The organism is Tamlana sp. I1, from assembly GCF_015355625.1.
Lineage (GTDB): Bacteria > Bacteroidota > Bacteroidia > Flavobacteriales > Flavobacteriaceae > Pseudotamlana.
In genome coordinates this window covers 1-21,281 of record NZ_JACLAF010000008.1, presented here as the reverse complement: position 1 = coordinate 21,281, position 21,281 = coordinate 1, and the positions used below count along the sequence as shown (strand labels likewise).

The 21,281-nt window shown below is 33.9% G+C and carries 22 protein-coding genes and 1 tRNA gene; 12 read left to right on the top strand and 11 right to left on the bottom strand.

Features of this window, described 5'->3' with window-relative positions; translation table 11 throughout:
* Positions 1-17 precede the first annotated feature (17 nt).
* Together H6X70_RS08370 and H6X70_RS08365 are read left to right on the top strand one after the other, a co-directional pair.
* Entirely contained in the window at positions 18-1,862 is a 1,845-nt protein-coding gene (locus H6X70_RS08370; RefSeq protein WP_194767231.1) for a GNAT family N-acyltransferase, read from the top strand.
* 98 nt (positions 1,863-1,960) lie between these two features.
* Complete coding sequence (locus H6X70_RS08365) at positions 1,961-2,350, top strand: DUF805 domain-containing protein (RefSeq protein WP_194767230.1); 390 nt, start codon at positions 1,961-1,963, stop codon at positions 2,348-2,350.
* Positions 2,351-2,550: 200 nt separating this feature from the next.
* On the opposite strand, the gene H6X70_RS08360 is transcribed toward H6X70_RS08365, so the two are convergent.
* The 5 genes from H6X70_RS08360 to H6X70_RS08340 are packed head-to-tail and all read right to left on the bottom strand — an operon-like array spanning position 2,551 to position 5,651.
* On the bottom strand, positions 2,551-2,955 hold the full coding sequence (locus tag H6X70_RS08360) for an NINE protein (RefSeq protein ID WP_194767229.1): 405 nt from the start codon (positions 2,953-2,955) through the stop codon (positions 2,551-2,553).
* Positions 2,956-3,009: 54 nt separating this feature from the next.
* Positions 3,010-3,774, bottom strand: coding sequence for a sulfite exporter TauE/SafE family protein (locus tag H6X70_RS08355; protein WP_194767228.1), 765 nt, complete (start codon positions 3,772-3,774; stop codon positions 3,010-3,012).
* Between the two features lie 28 nt (positions 3,775-3,802).
* Positions 3,803-4,189 carry a VOC family protein gene (locus H6X70_RS08350; RefSeq protein ID WP_194767227.1) on the bottom strand — a complete coding sequence of 129 codons (387 nt, stop codon included), beginning with the start codon at positions 4,187-4,189 and terminating at the stop codon, positions 3,803-3,805.
* A 46-nt stretch (positions 4,190-4,235) separates the two neighbouring features.
* Entirely contained in the window at positions 4,236-4,694 is a 459-nt protein-coding gene (locus tag H6X70_RS08345) for a DUF1801 domain-containing protein (protein WP_194767226.1), read from the bottom strand.
* A 21-nt stretch (positions 4,695-4,715) separates the two neighbouring features.
* Positions 4,716-5,651, bottom strand: a complete 936-nt coding sequence (locus H6X70_RS08340; RefSeq protein WP_194767225.1) for a 2-hydroxyacid dehydrogenase — start codon at positions 5,649-5,651, stop codon at positions 4,716-4,718.
* A 230-nt stretch (positions 5,652-5,881) separates the two neighbouring features.
* Here H6X70_RS08340 and H6X70_RS08335 point away from each other — a divergent pair, with 230 nt between their 5' ends.
* Positions 5,882-7,228 carry a DUF418 domain-containing protein gene (locus H6X70_RS08335; RefSeq protein ID WP_194767224.1) on the top strand — a complete coding sequence of 449 codons (1,347 nt, stop codon included), beginning with the start codon at positions 5,882-5,884 and terminating at the stop codon, positions 7,226-7,228.
* Positions 7,229-7,272: 44 nt separating this feature from the next.
* On the opposite strand, the gene H6X70_RS08330 is transcribed toward H6X70_RS08335, so the two are convergent.
* The 3 genes from H6X70_RS08330 to H6X70_RS08320 all read right to left on the bottom strand — a co-directional run bounded on the left by H6X70_RS08330 (position 7,273) and on the right by H6X70_RS08320 (position 8,792).
* Complete coding sequence (locus H6X70_RS08330; protein ID WP_194767223.1) at positions 7,273-7,593, bottom strand: hypothetical protein; 321 nt, start codon at positions 7,591-7,593, stop codon at positions 7,273-7,275.
* Between the two features lie 132 nt (positions 7,594-7,725).
* Entirely contained in the window at positions 7,726-8,139 is a 414-nt protein-coding gene (locus tag H6X70_RS08325; RefSeq protein WP_194767222.1) for an MFS transporter, read from the bottom strand.
* Positions 8,140-8,174: 35 nt separating this feature from the next.
* On the bottom strand, positions 8,175-8,792 hold the full coding sequence (locus H6X70_RS08320) for a hypothetical protein (protein WP_194767221.1): 618 nt from the start codon (positions 8,790-8,792) through the stop codon (positions 8,175-8,177).
* A gap of 323 nt (positions 8,793-9,115) precedes the next feature.
* On the opposite strand from H6X70_RS08320, the gene H6X70_RS08315 reads away from it, so the two are divergent.
* The 3 genes from H6X70_RS08315 (at position 9,116) to H6X70_RS08305 (ending at position 10,954) form a co-directional block, all read left to right on the top strand.
* Positions 9,116-9,907 (top strand): type IV toxin-antitoxin system AbiEi family antitoxin, encoded by a 792-nt coding sequence (locus tag H6X70_RS08315; RefSeq protein ID WP_194767220.1) that lies wholly within the window; start codon positions 9,116-9,118, stop codon positions 9,905-9,907.
* Positions 9,904-10,695 carry a nucleotidyl transferase AbiEii/AbiGii toxin family protein gene (locus H6X70_RS08310; protein WP_194767219.1) on the top strand — a complete coding sequence of 264 codons (792 nt, stop codon included), beginning with the start codon at positions 9,904-9,906 and terminating at the stop codon, positions 10,693-10,695. The genes H6X70_RS08315 and H6X70_RS08310 overlap by 4 nt, the downstream gene beginning before the upstream one ends.
* Before the next feature lie 121 nt (positions 10,696-10,816).
* Positions 10,817-10,954, top strand: a complete 138-nt coding sequence (locus H6X70_RS08305) for a hypothetical protein (protein WP_194767218.1) — start codon at positions 10,817-10,819, stop codon at positions 10,952-10,954.
* Between the two features lie 73 nt (positions 10,955-11,027).
* Here the strand turns inward: H6X70_RS08305 and H6X70_RS08300 are convergent, their stop codons facing one another.
* Positions 11,028-11,648: a hypothetical protein gene (locus H6X70_RS08300; protein ID WP_194767217.1), complete on the bottom strand. Its 621-nt coding sequence runs from the start codon at positions 11,646-11,648 to the stop codon at positions 11,028-11,030.
* A gap of 97 nt (positions 11,649-11,745) precedes the next feature.
* A tRNA-Leu gene (locus H6X70_RS08295) sits at positions 11,746-11,825 on the bottom strand.
* A gap of 144 nt (positions 11,826-11,969) precedes the next feature.
* On the opposite strand from H6X70_RS08295, the gene H6X70_RS08290 reads away from it, so the two are divergent.
* From H6X70_RS08290 to pth, 3 genes are all read left to right on the top strand, one after another.
* Positions 11,970-12,911, top strand: a complete 942-nt coding sequence (locus tag H6X70_RS08290) for a ribose-phosphate pyrophosphokinase (protein WP_194767216.1) — start codon at positions 11,970-11,972, stop codon at positions 12,909-12,911.
* A 68-nt stretch (positions 12,912-12,979) separates the two neighbouring features.
* A complete protein-coding gene (locus H6X70_RS08285; protein ID WP_194767215.1) occupies positions 12,980-13,606 on the top strand; it encodes a 50S ribosomal protein L25/general stress protein Ctc in 627 nt (208 codons plus the stop codon).
* Positions 13,607-13,681: 75 nt separating this feature from the next.
* Positions 13,682-14,308 (top strand): aminoacyl-tRNA hydrolase, encoded by a 627-nt coding sequence (gene pth, locus H6X70_RS08280; RefSeq protein WP_194767214.1) that lies wholly within the window; start codon positions 13,682-13,684, stop codon positions 14,306-14,308.
* Positions 14,309-14,329: 21 nt separating this feature from the next.
* Here pth and H6X70_RS08275 read toward each other — a convergent pair whose 3' ends face one another.
* Positions 14,330-17,023 (bottom strand): reprolysin-like metallopeptidase, encoded by a 2,694-nt coding sequence (locus H6X70_RS08275; protein WP_194767213.1) that lies wholly within the window; start codon positions 17,021-17,023, stop codon positions 14,330-14,332.
* A gap of 68 nt (positions 17,024-17,091) precedes the next feature.
* Between H6X70_RS08275 and H6X70_RS08270 the strand changes: the two genes are divergently transcribed.
* The 3 genes from H6X70_RS08270 (at position 17,092) to serS (ending at position 20,675) form a co-directional block, all read left to right on the top strand.
* Positions 17,092-18,030 carry a bifunctional riboflavin kinase/FAD synthetase gene (locus H6X70_RS08270; RefSeq protein WP_194767212.1) on the top strand — a complete coding sequence of 313 codons (939 nt, stop codon included), beginning with the start codon at positions 17,092-17,094 and terminating at the stop codon, positions 18,028-18,030.
* Positions 18,020-19,333, top strand: coding sequence for an HTTM domain-containing protein (locus H6X70_RS08265; protein ID WP_194767211.1), 1,314 nt, complete (start codon positions 18,020-18,022; stop codon positions 19,331-19,333). The genes H6X70_RS08270 and H6X70_RS08265 overlap by 11 nt, the downstream gene beginning before the upstream one ends.
* 70 nt (positions 19,334-19,403) lie before the next feature.
* Positions 19,404-20,675, top strand: coding sequence for a serine--tRNA ligase (serS, locus tag H6X70_RS08260; protein ID WP_194767210.1), 1,272 nt, complete (start codon positions 19,404-19,406; stop codon positions 20,673-20,675).
* Positions 20,676-21,281 lie beyond the last annotated feature (606 nt).

Sequence of the window (21,281 nt, the reverse complement as noted above, 5' to 3'; positions counted from 1 at the left end):
TTAGTACATTTACAGCCATGAGTAAACCGCAAGATTTAGGATTAGTAACCTCTAAAGAAGTTGCAAAAGCCATACAACTGGACAAGTATGGATTTGTTGGCACGTTTGCTGGGTGGCTTTTAATGAAAGTGCTTAAAATATCTACCCTCAACAAAGTTTACAACCGCAATAAACACTTAAATGATTTACCATTTTTAGATGGTGTTTTAGACGATTTTCAAATAAAATTTGAAATCCCCGAAGAAGACTTAAAGCGTTTACCAAAAGACGGGGCCTATGTAACCATTTCTAATCATCCGCTTGGTGGTATCGATGGTATTTTACTGCTTAAATTGATGCTAGAACAGCGTAAAGATTTTAAAATTATAGCCAACTTTTTATTGCATCGTATCGAGCCATTAAAGCCATACATTATGCCTGTAAACCCTTTTGAAGGGCATAAAGATGCGAAATCTAGTATTGCCGGATTTAAAAACGCCATTCTGCATTTGCGGGAAGGACATCCTCTAGGGATTTTCCCTGCCGGGGAAGTGTCTACCTATCGCGACGGTAAATTGGTAGTTGATAAACCTTGGGAAGAAGCCGCTATGAAATTGGTGAAAAAAGCTGGCGTTCCTGTAGTTCCTATTTACTTTCACGCTAAAAATAGTCCGTTATTTTATAAGCTTTCTAAAATTAGCGATACGTTTAGGACCGCGAAATTACCATCGGAATTACTCACTCAAAAAAACCGTATTATTCGGGTTCGTATAGGTAAACCTATTTCGGTTGACGACCAAAAAGAACACACCACCCTAAAAGGATTTACAGAGTTTTTAAGACGTAAAACCTATATGCTTTCAAATTCGTTTGAAGACAAACCCAAAATGTTGGATAATTTTTCGTCTACTTTAAAAACCCATAAACTACCCAAAAACATTGTTACGCCAGTCGATCAGGCTTTAATGATTAAGGAAGTTGACGCCTTAAGAAAAAATGATGCGCGCCTATTAGAAAGTAAGAATTACGAAGTGTTTTTGGCACAACCTAAAAAAATACCACACATACTTCGTGAAATTGGCAGACTTCGTGAAATTACATTTCGAGAAGTTGGCGAAGGCACCAATGAAGCCATCGATTTAGATCCTTTTGATAATTATTATCACCACATGTTTCTTTGGGATAATGAGAACAAAATCCTTGCTGGCGCATACAGAATGGGTATGGGATCTCAAATATATAAAGCTTATGGTATTGATGGTTTTTACCTTCAAGACCTATTTCGATTTGAGCCTGAATTGCATAAAATGATGAGCCAATCTATTGAAATGGGGCGTGCTTTTATTATTAAAGAATACCAACAAAAACCCATGCCTTTATTTTTACTTTGGAAAGGCATTGTACATACCACCCTGCGTTTCCCAGAGCATAAATACCTTATTGGAGGCGTAAGTATTAGCAATCAGTTTTCAAATTTCTCTAAGTCTTTGATGATTGAATTTATGAAATCGCATTATTACGATCCGTATATCGCGCAATATGTTCGTCCTAAAAAAGAATTTAAAGTAAAGCTAAAAGACGCCGATAAAGATTTTGTTTTTGATGAAACCGAAGCGGATTTGAATAAATTCGACAGGATTATTGATGAAATAGAACCAGGTGCTTTACGCCTACCGGTACTCCTTAAAAAATACATTAAGCAAAACGCACGTTTGGTAGCTTTTAATGTAGACCCTTTATTTAATAATTCGGTTGATGGTTTGATGTATATTAAAATTGCTGATTTACCTGAAAGTACCGTTCGCCCTGTTATGGAAGAATTTCAAGCAGAGTTGGAAAGCAAATTTAAAGACGTTAAAAAGGAAGAAGAGGAGGGAAATTGATTATTGATTATTGATTAAATAGCCAACCTCTTTCCTTCTTACCATTCTAAATTAAAAAGCTATATTTGAGAATATTAACCTCAAAAATCAACCTTTTTATGAATTGGTATTTAAAAGTATTAAAAGATTACGCAAACTTTAAAGGGCGTGCAAGACGAAAAGAATACTGGATGTTTGTTTTGTTCAATGTTATCTTCTCGATAATAGCCTCAATTTTAGACAGCCTATTAGGGACTTTAAACGAATATGGAGGTGCTATTTCCTTATTATATAGCTTAGTTGTATTTATACCTGGATTAGCTGTAACGGTACGCCGTTTACACGATGTTGGAAAAAGTGGCTGGATGTTTTTCATCATTTTAATTCCTTTAATAGGAACTATTTGGTTATTGGTTTTATTAGTTACCGATAGTAAACCGGGAACTAATGAATGGGGACCAAATCCAAAATCGAACACCGAAGACATCAATCAAATAGGTACCGAGTAAGCCTACATACATAACAATAAAAAGAGGCTCCCTGAAAAGTATAATTGATATCATATTAAGTTTGTCGAAATATCTTTAACTGATTGCTAATCCCTATCAGACTCGACAAGCTCAACCTGACAAATCAAATATAACTGACTTTTCAGATAGCCTCTTTTAATATATTAGCACTTCGTAAAAATTAAATTATCTCACAGTATTTAAAACCAAGGTTTTTTCCCAACTTGATAGGTATTATAAAAATCGGCATCCGATTTTGTTAAATAGATAATACCTTCAATAAAACCTACGGCTCCAGGCATCCAAACAAACAAAGCGCCTACGCCCACACAGGAAAGAACCATTCCTAATACCGTAATTCCTAAAAGGATTCCGCCTTCTTTATTATAGCCTAAAATAAATTTATGAACTCCAAAAGCTCCAAAAAGTAGCGCTAAAATGCCTGCCAATACTTTTTGATTATCGCTAGAGCCAAAAGTTTCTTTGGCGTTTTCGGCGAATTCTGAAGCCGTTTCTTTAGCTTCTTCTGCAAATCCCTTAGCTTTTTCCTTGGCACTGTCGAAGGCCTTGTTTAAGTCGTTATTCGTGTTTTTATCTTCGGTCATAGTTTGATGTCATTTATTTTCAACAGTAAATTTAGAAAAAAATCAGGTTCGCATTTATCTAAATAACATAACAATACCTCCTATGGCCGTTATTATTAAAATGAAGCGTCTGTAATTTAAATTTGAAATGAATTTCACAAGATAAACACCCACAAAAAAACCAACAATCACTACAGGAACTAATACCGAATTTAGCACCAAACTTTCAACACTTACCGTTTTCCAAACAAAAATATGGAAAGGCAGTTTAAACACATTGATTATAAAAAACAACCATGCTGCAGTACCAATAAATTCATTCTTCGGAAAGCGAATTGCTAAAAAATAAATGTTTGAAATTGGTCCAGCTAAATTTCCAATCATCGTTGCAAACCCTGTTAAAAAACCTGCGGTTCCAGAGAAAATAGGTTTAGTTGGTATGGGACTCGTTTTTCGGCGCTCCATGTAAAACATAATACCTACCGAAACAATGATAATTACGGCCATTAATCGTTTAAAGATAAGCTCGGAAATATCGTTTCCTATCCAAACACCAACTAAAACACCAATAATCATCCATGGTAAGAGTTTTCCAATGTATTTCCATTGGGCGTGGCGGTTGTAATAAATAACCGCAAATACATCGGCAACAACTAATAAAGGCAGCAAAACACCAGTTGATGCTTTTTCGCCAAAAACAAAAGCCATAATAACCACGATGATAATCCCAATGCCTTTAATTCCTGATTTTGAAAGACCTAATAAAAAAACGGCTAAACTGATGGTCACCCACTGTATTGTGGTTAGATGATAGGCTTGAAGAAGTTCGGAGTAATTCAATAAATTGATTTTGGAATACGGAACGAAGTTACAAAAAAGCCTTATCGATAGGCTCCCATAGTTCTATTTTGTTTCCTTCGTTATCTAAAATCCATCCAAACTTACCATAATCAAAAGTTTGCATTTCGCCAACAATGGTAACGCCTTCTTCTTTTAAAACTTTAAGTAACTCCTCTAGATTTTCAACGCGATAATTAAACATGCAGTCTTTTTTTGAAGGCTCAAAATAACTGGTGTTTTCGGGAAACGGACTCCATTGTGTTGAACACTTTTCACCGTTTTCATCCTTCCACCAAAAAGTGCACCCATAATCATCGGTATTAAATCCCAAATGCTTTTTATACCAATCTTTTAATGCTTTTGGATCTTCCGATTTAAAAAATAGACCACCAATGCCTGTTACGCGTTTCTTCATCAATTAAAATTTTTATAATGCCACAGAAGTGAAAACAGATTACTTTTTAATTCTTTTTAATGGCCTTCTCATAAACCGCAATCCATTCTTCCACGGTTAATTTTTGGCATAATTCGGCAATAAGTTCAAACGGAATAGCTTCTACTTTTTTAAACCGGATACAGCTTTTCCCCATGTCTAACTTGAGTTTGCTGTATTTCGGGTATTCGGCAACAAACCAATCGTACAATTCTGGAATGGCATAAATACCGCTATGATAAAGGTTTATTGAGTTTTTTTGAGAAGCAAAACTCATAAACGGCAAAGGCTCTTTAGGATTGCAATGGTAACCATCTGGATAAATGCTATGCGGCACGAAATAACCAACCATACCGTATTGTATGCCTTCTTGAAATCCCTTCGGAAGGTTTTCTTTTATGACTTCCCTAAGTTTAGAAATAGGTGCTTTTCTGTCTTCAGGTAACTGACTAATATAATCTTCGGGCGATTCTGCTTGATACTGCACAATAGTTTGTTTTCTATAAAGTTAACAAAATTTTGCTTTAATTTTATCGACTATAGTTTGCGCCAATTTTTCGTTGCTTTCAACGGTCCACCCAGCAATGTGCGGGGTTAATAATACATTTTTTGATGTAATTAAATACTGAAAAGCTTCTGGTAGAGTATTAGAAAACAAGTTTTCAAAAGATGCTTTTTCATACTCTAAAACATCTAATCCTGCGCCTAATATTTTTCCTGACTGCAATGCTGAAACTAAATCTTGAGTCACCACACTTTTTCCGCGCGCCGTATTAATTAACCAAAACGGTTTTTTAATATGATTAATAAATTCGGCATTAATCATATTTAAAGTTAACGGCGTTTGTGGCGTGTGTAAACTAATTACATCTACTTTTTCTTGAAATTCTTCAAGCGAAACCTGCCTAGCATTGGCATCTCCAACACCAGTTTTTATATCGTAGCATAAAACCTCAACATCAAAGCCACGTAATTTCTTGGCAAAAGCTTTCCCCATATTGCCATAACCAATAAGTCCAACGGTACGGCCATCTAATTCAATACCACGATTGGCTTCACGCAGCCACTTCCCTGCTCTAACTTCAGCATCGGCTTTATTCAATTTATTAAATAAGGACAAGAGCATACCAAGCGCATGTTCACCAACGGCATTGCGGTTGCCTTCGGGCGCCGACACTAAAAACACGCCTTTAGATTCGGCATAATCGCAATCTATATTTTCTAATCCAGCACCAACACGCCCTATAAATTTTAAATTGGTTGCGGCATTTATAAAGGTTTTATCAATACTAAAACGGCTTCTTAAAATAATGCCGTCGTAGTTGTGTATTTTAGTTTCAATTTCTGCTTTTGAAGAGGTATAATCTTCATCGTTTGTAAACCCTAAAGCATTTAATTGATTGATTAATAATTCGTGATTGGTATCTAAATGAAGAATTTTCATAGTCTATAATTAGATTTCAAAATTACGAAGATTTTGATGGATTTTACGGTAAGTCTTTTTTATATGAATTCCTGTTCAAATCCTTTTAACAAGAAGATTTAAAATCCGCATATTTTACAATTTTAAAACGATTAAAAATACGTGGCTCTACGTATTTTTAAATTCATAAAATATTGATAACTTTATAGTTACACCTACACCAACAAAACCAACTAAAAAAACCTAGACAAATGAGCACGATTACAGAACCAAATCAGGATGCCACTTCTGCTCATCCTGTAAGAGATAAAAATAGAATTATTGAACTTGATGTTTTACGGGGATTTGCTGTTTTAGGTATTTTACTGATGAACATAAAGGGTTTTGGAATATTATTAGGGTTTCAAGAATATGTAGACATAATTACATCGCGGCAAGGTGCTGATTTTTGGACTATGACTATAATCACTATTTTATTTGAAGGAAAAATGCGGGCTTTATTTTGTATGCTTTTTGGCGCAGGCATTATCTTATTTTGCACACAAAAAAAAGCGTTTGGCAAAAAAAACTTATGGAAACTCTTTTATATTAGAATGTTTTGGCTCGCTGTATTTGGCCTTTTACATGCCCATTTATTATTATGGAGAGGCGATATTTTATACTATTATGGCGTATTTGGTATGTTGGTTTTTTTATTAAGAAATATGAAGCCAAAATACAAAGCCATAGGTGTGCCTGTAGTTGCTATTTTAGGATTTATTATATCTGTATCTTTTTATCAGGGATTTAGAGAAAAACGACTTAATTATGTTGCTGTTAAAACAGAACTCGCTAGTAACTTACAGCAACCTACAGAAGCGCAACAAAAGAAAATAGACACATGGATGGAAATGGAAAAAGACTATTTTCCAGATGATAAACGCGATGAAAAAAGGGTGAAAACCATGCAAGGTAGTTACACTGAAATTGCTAAAGAAATTCGCCCAAGAGCATTTGAAGATCAAACCAAGTATTTAGTAACGCTATTAGGAGATAATATAGCCTTAATGTTATTAGGAATGGCTTTGCTGCAATGGGGGTTTTTCTCAGGGAAATGGCAAAAAAAAGACTACCGTCTTACTGCAATTATAGGCTATGGTGTAGGTATTTTATTGGTAAGCATAAACCACATACGAGATATAAATACTGAATATGTCATTGAAAAACTCGTTCATGAACTAGAAGTCACTCCAATAGATTGGTATAGCTTAATTTATCCTTTTCAACGCATTTTTATAGTCATGGGTCACGCTGCCATTGTAATATTATTTGTTAAGGGCAACGTACTAATTTGGTTAAAAAACAGCTTAAAAGCTGTGGGACAAATGGCATTTACAAACTACATTTTGCAAACTATTTTTTGCACATTCTTCTTTTTTGGCTACGGACTTGGTTACTATGATAAGTTAGCTTTCCATCAACTATATTATGTGGTATTTGCCGTTTGGATATTCGAACTAATAGTAAGTCCGCTATGGCTAAAATATTATAAGTTTGGCCCTTTAGAATGGCTTTGGCGTAGTTTAACCTACCGCAAATTTCAATCAATGAAACGTTAACCTTTTATATTCTGAAATACAAAAAACATGGAATAAAATTATCTTTAACTCCCAATTTCATCAATTAAATCATTTACATTGGGTTTATTTTTATACCATTTTTTCTCTAAATATTTATAGAATAAATAACAGCTTAAAATTCCAAAAGGAAGCATGGCAAATCCGAGTAATGTATCATTAAAACGCTCTATTAAACCAGGAGAAACTAGTTCCATCACAATACCCGTTATAAAACTAAATAGCACGATGCCTCCATAATAAGTTATAATGCCTAAAACGGCAAAACCCCATTTACTTTTGTTGTAGTCTTCAGCGAGTTTATAAAAATACTTACCAATCCAATACAGTAATACTAATCCTAACATGCTTTTGTTTTTATTTAGAAGTAATTATTTGTGAAACTTCACAAATTTTAAGGTTGTAATATACTACAAATATCTATAACACAAACAGGTAAGCATTTGAGTTAAAACAACTGTAGTTATAGGAAGTCTTTTCTATAGGTTTGTGTTTTCAAAATCTTTTTTGAACTGATTTTCTGTTGGTCTTAGAAAAATCATATAAAGAATGATTAGAATGCCGAATACTATAAATTCGGGTTTTAAAAATAGAATTAAAAATGCAGCACCTTCAAGAATGGCCAAACGTATAATAGTAGCAGATTGATAAAATGGTATTCTTTCTTCTAGACTCAGCTTTCTATCGACATTCTTTTTTTGGGATGCGTATAAAAAATTGCCTAAGAAAATAGCCGAGATAGGTATTATAAGATACATGATTGAAGAAGCATCTAGCACAGGAAAATTCAAATTCTCAAACGAGGTTAGATTACCTAAGAATACATAAGCAGCAATTACACCAGCACAAATGGCGAAGTGAATAATTTTAATGGTTTTTAGTTTTTGATTCATTGGTAGGTTGGTTGTTAAGGTTGATATGGGAAGTTTTACATTTTTAACTCTACAAATTTTTTGATTTTTATTATTTTCCCTTGTTTTGGATGCTTAATTACTTTAAATATTAAATAAAGGAAAAAAGCAAGTAACAACCCTCCAATTATTAAACAACCTATAGGTCCAAGGACATCAGCAATTCCAACCAATATTGATTTAAGAAGAGCTCTTCTACCAGAAGTCGAAACTTCAACACCATTAGCCATATCAACTGCTGTTTGATAGAGAGAAATGGTTAATCCGATAACTATTAAAACAGGAAAGAAAAGGGGCAACAATTGTTTCAATATAGAATATTCTTTTACCTCAGTTCCTTTCAAATTTTTAATAATAAAATTTTTAATCTCCGTATAAATATTATTGTTAAGTAGGATTTCTTTCTCTTTTATTTCTTTATCAGTAAATTTCAGAATGATTAGAGAGTCATTATCTACAAATATAATTTCACTAAAATCTGTATAACGAAAACTTTTTATATTATTTAAACTCTTTGTCTTTATTGCCTCATCAATATTTATGTTTTCATCTAATTCTACCTCCCAAATTGATTTTTCATTAAATACTAGGTAAAAGTTATTAGAATTGCTTTCAGATATTTTCCAATGTTTCATTCTCTTTTAAGGTATTGTGATTGTCTTTACTATTCCATATATAAAACGGACAATCAATAGCAAAGCTATATTTAATATAGCCAATAAATATATAGCTTTTGGTTTTACAAAAAAAAGAGAGCTCAAAAAAACAATAAATACTTTAGACTAGATTAGGTTACTCAACGCCTACGCTATTCAACATCTCAAAATAAATGATCGCATCAGTTTAAATTAGAATTGATCATTATTTTACAAAACACGCCATTTAATTCGATATTATAATAGTAAAAAAGCGAGATTTTTAGTAAAATTTACTAAATTTATCGTAAAACAACTAAACAATGTATTTGTCAGATTTTATAAAAGAACGACTTTCCCATGAAGAGTATTCATTTTCAAAGGACGAACTTCATTTAATTACAAAAAAAGAGAAATCAAAACTTACCACAGACTTGTCTTATCTAGTTAAAAAAGGCGAGATTATTTCTTTACGAAAAGGTTTTTATCTAATTATACCTCCAAGATATTCAAAATTTGGAAAGTTACCCCTTGAATTATATGTAGATAAACTATTTAAATTTATTGGCAGACCCTATTATGTAGGTTTATATTCCGCTGCAAAATTTCACGGAGCTAGTCATCAACAAATACAAAGAGAATATATAGTCACTATTAAACCTACCGTATTAGATATCACAAAAAAAGGTAATGATATACATTTTTTTACATCTTCAAAATGGCCATCAAAAAATATTATAGAAAAAAAATCTGATGCTGGAATTTTTAAAATTTCAAGTCCAGCACTTACAGCTGTGGATTTAATTCATCATCAAAATAAGTTAGGCGGAATTAATAGAATGTTAGCCATTCTTGAAGAATTATTTGAAGAACTCACTAAAAATGACATTGATGAATTACTCTCTTGGTACCCTCATAAAAGCACTTTACAGCGATTTGGTTTTTTATTAGAAGAACTTCAAGTAGAAGAGCATCTTCTAAAGCCAATAATGCAGCACTTGAAAACATCTAAATATTTTCCTGTGTTATTGAGCCCAAAAAAAAAGCAGAAAGCAGGCGGAGTAGATAACGATTGGAAAGTTGACGTAAACATTAAACTAGAAAGCGATTTATGATTCCGAAGCCTTACATAGCAAAATGGCAAGAAAATGCACCCTGGAAACAATTTTATCAAGTAGAACAAGACCTTGTAATTAGTCGAGCTTTAGTAGAAATTTTTTCTGATGATTTTCTACGAGAAAATTTAGCTTTTAGAGGTGGCACAGCTTTACATAAGTTGTATTTAAACCCTGCCCCAAGGTATTCAGAAGATATTGATTTGGTTCAAATTAAACCAGGACCAATAAAACCAATAATGGAACGCTTAAAAGAAGTAATCACTTTTTTTGAAGAACCGCGAAGAACACAGGTAAAAGGACACGGAGCGAAAGCAAATTATCGTTTTACTTCCGAATATGAAGCTATTAGATTACGCTTAAAATTAGAAATTAATTGTAAAGAGCATTTTAATGTTTTGGATTGGGTAGATTTTCCTTTTGAAGTAAAAAACGATTGGTTTTCTGGAAATACTAAAATTAGAACGTATAACATTAATGAATTATTAGGCACAAAATTACGAGCATTATTTCAACGCAGTAAAGGAAGAGATTTATTTGATTTAGATTATTCTAGGTTGAATATGGAATTAGATATAGACCTGATAATTAAATGTTTTAAAGAATACACCACATTTTCAACAGGAAATAGACCGCCTAGTCAAAAAGAGGTTTTTATGAATATTGAACAAAAAGAGCAAGACCTAAGTTTTATGGGAGACATGGAAGCTTTATTAAGAACAGGAGTAAAATACAATCAAAAAGAAGCCTTTATCTGGCTTAAAAACGAATTGATAAATAAGATCTAAAATAACAAGCCAAAGCGCCGAATCATAAAGTAAAATTTGACTCTTATAATTTTAGGAATAATTCTGACAATCTATTTTTAACAAAAAAACCATTGACTCAACTAAGAAATAAAAATTACAAATGAAAAAAGAGAAGATTGAGACTAATGTTGTTGATAACACCGAGGAGACTTATAAAACCCCAATACCTTCCAAAAATAAGTGGTTACACACAACCGATAGTTTTGGCAAGTTGGAAAAAGGCGTGGTTGAAGATTAAAGGACACAAAAAAAGCCTTCATATTAAAACAAAGGCTTTTTTACTCATTTTAATAAATCAAGCAAATGTTTCTTTATTGCACACTTAAAGTTAGTGCCTCGTAGGAATCAGCCTCAACACCAATCAGGCCGTTTTTAACTTCACCAGACTTAATAACCGTTCCGTTTATATTATAATCTAACAATTGAGTTTTAAACTTTTTATTTGCGTTACCTGCAGCAATCATGTTTCCTGCAGTAAGTCCAGGGCCTAAAATAAGACCAATAGGAAAAGAGCTGGTAGTTTCTTGAACCCCATAAGAATTAGTCTGATGTGTGTAAAAATTAATAGGTGTTAATAACAAATACCACAAATAAGAGGCTGGGCTTTGCTTAAGTTTTTTATAAACTTTTTCGTTTTCCATAACATAGAGTTCATGACCATTAACATAGTTTAGCTTAACATCCCTACCGAATACGATATCCTTCTCGGAGTTGTTGGTTATTCTAATAGCAATAAGCTTAACTCCTTTTTTAATTTCTTTTTTGGCATATTTCTTTTCAAGTAAATCATATTTATACTCTAAAATAACATTTGATGTTTCCTTTTTAGAAATATAATTCATAGAATTCAACTGGATCTCCTTATATCTAGACGCACAATTGGTTAACATTGAAATAGCAAAAAACAGAAGCGTAACTTTAATAAATCTCATTTTGGTAGGTTAAATTGGTTAATCTTATTTTATACCATTACTTTCAATAAGGCATAAAAAAACCGCAATAACAAAAGGCTATTACGGTTTAAATTTGTACTCAAGGTGGGAATCGAACCCACACTCCGAAGAATCGGATTTTGAATCCGACGCGTCTACCAATTCCGCCACTTGAGCTTATGGACAGCAAAAATATATATTTTTTCCATATTAAACATAAAAATACCTAGCAATATGCTTTTTAGGTTAAAATAAATCCATAAATTTGCACCTCGTTAAAAATCAGGTAGTGTTTAGGCGCTATAAAACAACAAGTTAACTATGCCCATTGTAATTACAGAAGCGAAAATTTTTGCATGCACCCAAAGTAAAGTTTTAGGTGAAAAAATTGCCAAAGCCTATGGAGCGGAATTAGGTAATGTTATTACATCTACTTACAGCGACGGCGAATTTCAACCTTCTTACGAAGAATCTATTCGTGGAACCAGAATATTTATTATTGGTTCTACTAATCCTGGCGCTGAAAACTTGATGGAAATGTTATTAATGATCGACGCTGCTAAACGTGCATCGGCAAGACACATAACAGCTGTTTTACCTTATTTTGGTTGGGCTAGACAAGATAGAAAAGATAAACCTCGTGTACCAATTGCTGCTAAATTAGTTGCTAAAATGCTTGAAGCTGCTGGCGCCACACGTATTATCACTATGGATTTACACGCCGATCAAATTCAAGGATTTTTCGAAAAACCTGTAGATCATTTATTCGCATCTACCATATTCCTTCCTTATTTACAGGAGTTAAATTTACCAAACTTAACCATTGCATCTCCAGATATGGGAGGTTCTAAACGCGCTTATGCTTATTCTAAAGCCTTAGGTAGCGATGTGGTTATTTGCTACAAGCAACGTGCTAAAGCCAACGTGATTTCACACATGGAACTTATTGGCGACGTAACTGGCAAAAATGTTGTTTTGGTTGATGATATGGTTGATACCGCTGGAACTTTAACAAAAGCAGCCGATTTAATGATAGAGCGTGGCGCACTTAGCGTAAGAGCTATTTGTACACACCCTATTTTATCTGGACCTGCTTACGATAATTTAAACAATTCAAAATTAGAAGAATTAATAGTAACCGATTCTATTCCTGTTAAACCTTTAAGTGATAAGATTAGAGTTTTAAGCTGTGCCGATTTATTCGCTCAGGTTATGGATAAGGTACACAACAACCAATCTATTAGTTCTAATTTTGTAATGTAAATCCTAAATCTTTCAAAAGAGAAGAAAAAGGATAATAAATAAGAATATTAATTAAATATATATAAATAATGAAATCAATTACAATCGACGGATCTCAAAGAGAAAGCGTGGGCAAAAAAGCAACAAAAGCCTTACGTAATGCTGGTCAGGTTCCTTGCGTATTATACGGAGGAGATAAACCAGTGCATTTCTCTGCACCTGAATTAGCTTTCTCTAAACTTGTATACACGCCTAATGCGCATACAGTTGTGATTAATTTAGATAGCGGTGAAACTTTTAATGCTGTATTACAAGACATTCAATTTCACCCTGTAACAGATAATATTTTACACATCGATTTCTATCAATTATTTGAAGATAAAGAAATTGCTTTAAATATTCCTGTTAACCTTGTTGGTAACTCTAGAGGTGTTAAAAATGGTGGTGTTTTAAGAAGAAACAACCGTAAATTACGTATTAAAGCACTTCCTGCTAACTTACCAGATTTTATCGAAATCGATATTACACCACTTAGAATTGGTGATAAAGTATCTGTAGCAGATCTTTTAAACGACAAATACACTTTCTTACACACAGACAACACTGTTGTTTGTCAAGTTAGAACATCTAGAACAGCTGTTGCTGATCTTGATGATGAAGATGAAGAAGAAGGAGCAGAAGCTGAAGCACCTGCTGCTGAAGCAACTCAAGAATAGACTCTATTCTCAATTAGCATATAAAGCATCCTGTTTATTCAGGATGCTTTTTTATTTTTACAAAACAAACCTTTTATGTGGCAGTTTTTAAGTCGCCTTTTTGAAAAGCAAAACCTTATAGAAGAAACAAATCCTATGAAAAAATATTTAATCGTTGGCCTAGGAAATATTGGAGAAAAATATGAAAACACACGCCATAACATTGGCTTTAAGGTTTTAGATTTCTTTGCCAATAAAGAAGACTTAACTTTTGAAACTCAAAAACTAGGCGACATCACAACCTATAAATTAAAAGGCAGAACCTTCATTCTTTTAAAGCCTAGCACCTATATGAATTTAAGCGGAAAGGCCATTCTATATTGGTTGACTAAAGAGAAAATTCCTTTAGAAAATCTTTTAGTTATTACCGACGATTTAAATTTACCTTTTGGAAGCATTCGTGTAAAAACCAAAGGAAGTGACGGTGGCCACAACGGCTTAAAAGACACACAGCTCCAGCTAAACACAAACAAATACAACCGTTTTAGGTTTGGCATTAGCGATGCCTTTTCGCAAGGCCGACAAGTTGATTATGTATTGGGTGAATGGACTCCAGAGGAAAGCGACAAACTTAAAGAACGCCTAGAAAAAAGCGTTGAATTAATAAAATCGTTTGGCTTAGCTGGAATAAACAATACCATGAATAGCTTTAACGGCAAGTAATACCAATTACAACCTTAAAACTTAGCGTACAATAATCTTGGTTACAAAAGTTTTAATACCGTTAGTCACCTGTAAAAAATACATACCCGATTGCACCTGTTTTAAATCTAAAATACGCTCCAAATTCGTGAGACCAGTCTCTGTATCTTCATAAATCAACTGATTTCTAACATCCAATACTTTTATGTTTATTGGGTTTTTAGACGGGTTATACATTTGAAGAATAAAATCGCCGTAACTCGGGTTTGGGAATACAACCAAATTTTCGTTTGTATTCGGGTTATCAGGATCTATAGGGGTTTCGGTAGTTTCGCAAATTTCAACATACCATGAGTTTAAAGTCCCTACATCGCTTAGCCCAAAATCACCTAAATAAAGAGTCCAATTTCCCGAAGCATTTTCACCATCAAATTTAGACAACACATCATCTAAAGCACTAAATCGTATACCTGTTGCCGAATTTAAACAATTAAAAGCTGGCGCTTCATCATCATAAACACCAATAATATTACCTTCTTCACCACAATCAACGTGCGATTTAAGTAATACTTGAGTGTTTTCAGGGCTATTCACAGCAAATTCTAAATCACCAATATAATCATGGGTAATGTTCACACCAATATTAACATCGGTAATCGTTGATGATGCCCCAACGTTAATACTGGTATTTTGAGTGAAAGCTTGACCATTATCGGTTATTGCAATCCCTAAATTAGAACCAGAACTGTATTGGGTACAGGTAGTTTCAACTTTATAGTTAATTGAAAAATCATGACTATTAATACTAAAAAAATAATTATTTGAAGCTACCACCATCAATCGGCAATAAGGTGCAGGCACATTTGGAACAATAATAGTATACGCACCGTTATTGGTAACATGTGATGCTAGAATCGTCCCATAGTTTAATCCGCCATCGGTAGACAATAAAATATCAACCTGCTCGGCACCCGACAGTTTATTGGTATTATTCACATTCCAAGTAATTTTTTCGGTAGTTCCACTAATCCATCGAATCGATTCGGTATTTTGCGAAGTCACTTCAAAAGGCCCATAATTCGCATCAAAAGTAACACGCATATCATCATGTCTATTATTGGCGCCTCCTAACTTATTATCTCTTACCGTTAATCTAAAATCGGCTGTACGACTCACATTTGGCACTTTTTCCCATTGGGTGCTATTCACACCATATCTTAAATCGGATAGGTTAGGAAAACTTCTAATGCTGCTTTCCGTAGGCAAAAAAGACCTGAATAAAACCGAATTTGAATTTGTAGAATTAGGGTCTGGGTAGGTGGTATTTGCATTATCTTCATTAAACTGCTCCCAACAATAGGTAAGCACATCGCCATCGGCATCGCTTCCCGAACCTTCCAGTCTAAAAGCAGTTCCTATAGGCAAGGTTAAATCGTTTCCTGCATTTACAATGGGCGTTGTATTTCCTGTATCTGTGATAACCGCACAAGATGTCCCTTTTACAAAACTGGACATTTGTGCTATTGAAATGGCATGAAAATAAGGGTCGCTATTTAATTGCACATTATAAGACCCCGTAATACCTGCGTATCCCATAATAGTTGTACCACTACCCGGCTCCATTTGTGAATTCGGGCCCTCATTTCCATCATAAGTCCAAGTATGTGTAGCCCCAAATTGATGAGCAACTTCATGCGCTACAAAATTGATATCGAAATTAATACCATGCGGAACAGCACTTGTTGAAAAACCAGAACCTTTATGATTTCCGTTAGCCGTAGAGCCACCATTATTACAAACACATCCAATACATCCGGCATTACCAGTACCTGTACCGTTAGCATCATCGACACCCCCTAAAAGGTGACCAACATCATAATTAGCTTCTAAAATTTGGGCATCTAAAACCTGAGCCACTTGGCTATTATATAAGTCTATACTCGTATAAGGATCGGAACTTGGATCAAAATAAAGCACATTATTATTTGTTGCCACCAATTCCATCGATACATTTAAATCGTTTTCAAAAACCGCATTTATATTGGTTAAAGTCGCATTAATTGCGCCATTTACAGACGCTAAAGTACCGCCGTTTTCTTGGGCATATTCCCCCGTTACCGAAATAGCAATTCTGTATTTTCTATGTTTACTATCATCGGCATCTTTAAGCACATTTTCTTTTAAATGTGTTTTAAAATCGGCGCCCAAGCTGGCACATTCAAAAACAGCATTCTCTAAAAGCCCCGATTTGCTTGTGACTAATATTTGATTTGGATGATTTTTAACCGGTTGAAAAACCAACGCTTTTTCGATACCTAAAACCACTGCCGACAGCCCATTGTATGGCGATAAACTAAAGCGCATATGTGCCGAAGGATTATCAATACTTTTTGCTATAAACGATTTAATTTCAGGATATTTAGCCTGTAAATCGGGATGTAAAACTGAAGATTCGGTAACTTGAAAACGTTCTAATTCACCTGTTTCATTAGGAAAACTAATAATAACATCAGAAGCTTTTAAAGTCGCCGTTTTGTTTAAATCTGATGTTAAAGCCTTAGATAAAGCCTCATAATCAAATTGATAAAATGCCCCTTTGGGCTCAGATTTCACACCTGCATCTTTCTGTAAAGACCTATTGTCGCTAACTTTAACAAAAAAATTAGTTTGTGAAAATGCTGAAAATACAAACAAAAGCATTGCCGTTGTTAAAACATAATGTAGTTTTGTTTTCATAAACAATTAGAGGCTATTAGAAGCATCAAATATAGCAATTCTATAAGTATTAAGATTTATTTCATTAAATGCGAAAAGTAAAAAATATAGAAACTTACAAGTCTGATGAACCTGCAGTAGTTACTATTGGAACATTTGATGGTGTTCATATAGGACATCAAAAAATAATAAAACGCCTAATTAACACAGGTATTCAAGAAGGCTTAAAATCTGTAATCCTTACCTTTTTTCCGCATCCTAGAATGGTGCTTCAAAAAGACTCTAACATCAAATTAATCAACACTTTAAAAGAGCGTCATGATATTTTAGATGCTTTGGGTTTGGATTATTTAATGATTAAAAAATTCACAAAGGAGTTTTCTAGAATTTCTGCTGAAGATTTTGTTAAAGATATTTTAGTTGATAAAATAAACGCTAAAAAAGTGATTATTGGCTACGACCACCGCTTTGGAAGAAATAGAAATGCAGATATTAACGATTTAAAACAATTTGGTGAAACTTATGGTTTTGAAGTTGAAGAAATATCGGCACAAGATATTAATGATGTTGCAGTAAGTTCTACAAAAATTAGAAAGGCTTTAGACGAAGGCAACATCGAAAAAGCCAATACCTATCTAGGTTATAATTTCATGTTTTCTGGCATGGTTACTAAAGGCAAAGGCTTAGGAAAACAGCTTAACTTTCCAACGGCGAACATTCAAATAGACGAAGATTATAAAATTATACCCAAGCAAGGCTCGTATATTGTTCGTGCTGTAATTGATGATTCGCGTGTTTTTGGCATGATGAATATAGGTACAAACCCTACGGTAGATGGCAAAAAGCAAAGTATAGAGGTAAACTTTTTTAATTTTGAAAAAGACCTTTACGGAAAAACCATTCAAATAGAATTTTTACACCGTTTGCGTGATGAAGAAAAATTCGAATCGGTTGAAGCTTTAAAAACACAACTTGCCATAGACAAACAAACAGCTTTAGAATATATCTCTAAAACTCATGCTGAATAATTGGCTTTTCAAACAAATTGATAATTCGGCATTAATTGTTTTCCGAATACTTTTTGGTGCTTTATGTTTTTTAGAAACTGTTGGCGCCATTTTTACAGGTTGGATAAAACGCACACTTATCGAACCCGATTTCACCTTTAACTTTATAGGTTTCGAGTGGTTACAGCCACTTCCAGGAGACGGGATGTACTATTATTACTCCCTTATGGGCGTTTTTGGATTACTAATTATGGTAGGCTATAAATACCGTTTTAGCATGATTTGCTTCACATTACTATGGACAGCGAGTTATTTAATGCAAAAAGCATCATACAATAATCATTATTATTTGCTCATACTAATTAGCAGTATTATGGTGTTTCTTCCAGCCCATAAATACGCTTCCTTCGATGCTAAAAATCATCCAGAAATAAAAAGTAGCAGCATGCCGCAATGGTGCCGTTGGGTTATTATTTTACAACTATTTATTGTTTACACTTACGCTTCAATTGCAAAACTTTACCCCGATTGGCTAGACGCTTCTGTTATTGAAAGTTTAATGCGAGGAAAAGCTAATTATTTTCTGGTTGGCGAACTGCTTCAACAAAAATGGGTGCATTACATTTTGGCCTACGGTGGTATTTTATTTGATGGTTTAATCGTGCCATTATTATTGTATAAACCTACTAGAAAATATGCCTTTGCTGCTTCAATCGTATTTCACTTATTCAACTCTTTTGTGTTTCAAATAGGTATTTTCCCTTATTTATCCTTAGCCTTTACTTTGTTCTTTTTTCCTTCCGAAGTCATTCAAAAACTATTTCTGAAGAAAAAAAATTATTACACCAATGCCGAAATTAGGCTTCCGAAGTACAAAAACGCATGGCTGGCTTTATTTTTTATCTATTTTATCATTCAAATTGGGTTGCCTTTAAGACATCATTTTATTGAAGGCGACGTACTTTGGACCGAAGAAGGCCATCGCCTTTCCTGGCGTATGATGCTTAGAACCAAAACAGCCAGAACCAAATATTGGGTTGAAAACAAGGCAAACGGCAGCAGGAGTTTAATCGATTTGAATGCGCATTTAACAAAAAAACAAGTGCGCCTAGCAAGCTCAAAACCAGATGTTATTTGGCAATTTTCGCAACGCTTAAAAGAAAAATTTAAGGCTAACGGGCAAGATATTAGAGTATTTGTAGATTGCCATGTTAGCGTTAATGGCAAACCCTACCAGAGGCTTATAAATCCAGATATCGACCTAGCCAATGTCCCTTGGCTTGTTTTTAAACACAGTCCTTGGTTGCTGCCTGTTAACGAATAGTAAAATTCGTGTATTCTTTCCTTTAGAATTCTTTGCAATTCCCTAAATTTGTGGCTTAAATTTTCAAGACATGTTACAAGTTGCTTATATAAAAGAGAATAAAGAATTGGTTGTTGAACGCTTAACGAAGCGAAACATTAATGCGGTTCAAATGATTGAAGATGTTATAACTTTTGATGAGGATAGAAAACGTCTTCAAACAGAGTTAGATGCCACTTTAGCCGAATCGAATTCACTTTCAAAAGAAATAGGCAACTTATTTAAATCTGGTCAGGTTGAAAAAGCCAACGAATTAAAAGCAAAAACCGTTTTACTGAAAGAAACTTCAAAAGATCTATCAGATTTATTAAATAAAACCACAGAGTCTTTAAGCGAATTGCTTTATAAAATCCCGAATGTTCCTAATGAAACGGTTCCTAGAGGAAATAGTGAAGACGATAATGAAGAAATATTTAAAGCTGGCGAAATACCAACTTTACACGAAGGTGCGTTACCTCATTGGGAATTAGCCAAAAAATACGACATTATCGATTTTGAATTAGGAAACAAAATTGCTGGTGCTGGTTTTCCGGTTTATAAAGGAAAAGGTGCAAGGTTACAACGTGCATTAATTGCCTATTTTTTAGATAAAAACACGGCTGCAGGGTATACCGAATACCAATTACCGCACGTAGTAAACGAAGCTTCTGGTTTTGGAACAGGGCAATTGCCAGACAAAGAAGGGCAAATGTACCACATCACCGAAGATAATTTATATTTAATTCCAACGGCCGAAGTTCCTGGAACCAACATTTTTAGAGATGTGGTTTTAAACGAAAGCGAACTGCCTATTGGCATAACGGGTTACACCCCATGTTTCCGTCGTGAAGCCGGAAGTTATGGTGCACATGTTAGAGGTTTAAACAGGTTACACCAATTTGATAAAGTTGAAATTATTCGTGTTGAGCACCCAAGCAAATCTTATGAAGCCTTAGATGGTATGGTAAATCATGTAAAAGATATTTTAACCGAACTTAAATTACCATATAGAATTTTACGTTTATGTGGTGGCGATTTAGGATTTACATCTGCTTTAACCTTCGATTTCGAGTTGTTTTCTACAGCACAGGACCGCTGGTTAGAAATATCTTCGGTTTCTAATTTTGAAACCTACCAAGCCAACCGTTTAAAACTGCGTTTTAAAAACAGCGATGGTAAAAACGAATTGGCACACACCCTTAACGGAAGCTCTTTAGCCCTGCCAAGAGTGCTTGCTGGAATTTTAGAAAACTACCAAACAAAAGACGGTATTGTAATTCCTGAAATTTTACAACCTTACACAGGATTTAAAATTATCGATTAAGCGGAAAGCACTAAACAAGTATTATCTTACAATACTTAGCACGTTTAAACAAAAACATCGACGAAATGCATAAAAACACAGCCGTTTAACGATAAACGGCTTGTTTTCTTGTGTTTTCCATATAATTTCTCCAAGTTAGCAGAACCAACCCCATAAACCTGCTAACCATGAAAAATATTAAACGCCTCGCGCTCTTAATTGCTCTCATCTTTTTCGCTACACAAGTACTATCCTCTGATTTCGAATTCATTAAATCCGACGATAGTAAAACACAAGTTGCGATTAAATAGCATTTTTATTCAACTCGATCTCTCAATATATTCAATAAGTGTTTTTTTTAATAAATAGTCTTTATCGTTATACAAAGAACTAAAAGACTGTCCCCAATCGAGTGTTTAATTATTAGTAGCAATACGAATTATTATGATTGGTTTATGCCCGAATTTTATTCGGGCATTTTTTTATTTAACATTTTAAAAAGGCGCATTCAGAATTTAGCTTAATTACATAATAATCAAATATAAAAACCAAAAATTGATTAAATATCAGTCTTGGTTTTTTGTTTTTTTATTAAAATCTTGATGCATTAGAGTTTTTAGGTGCTAA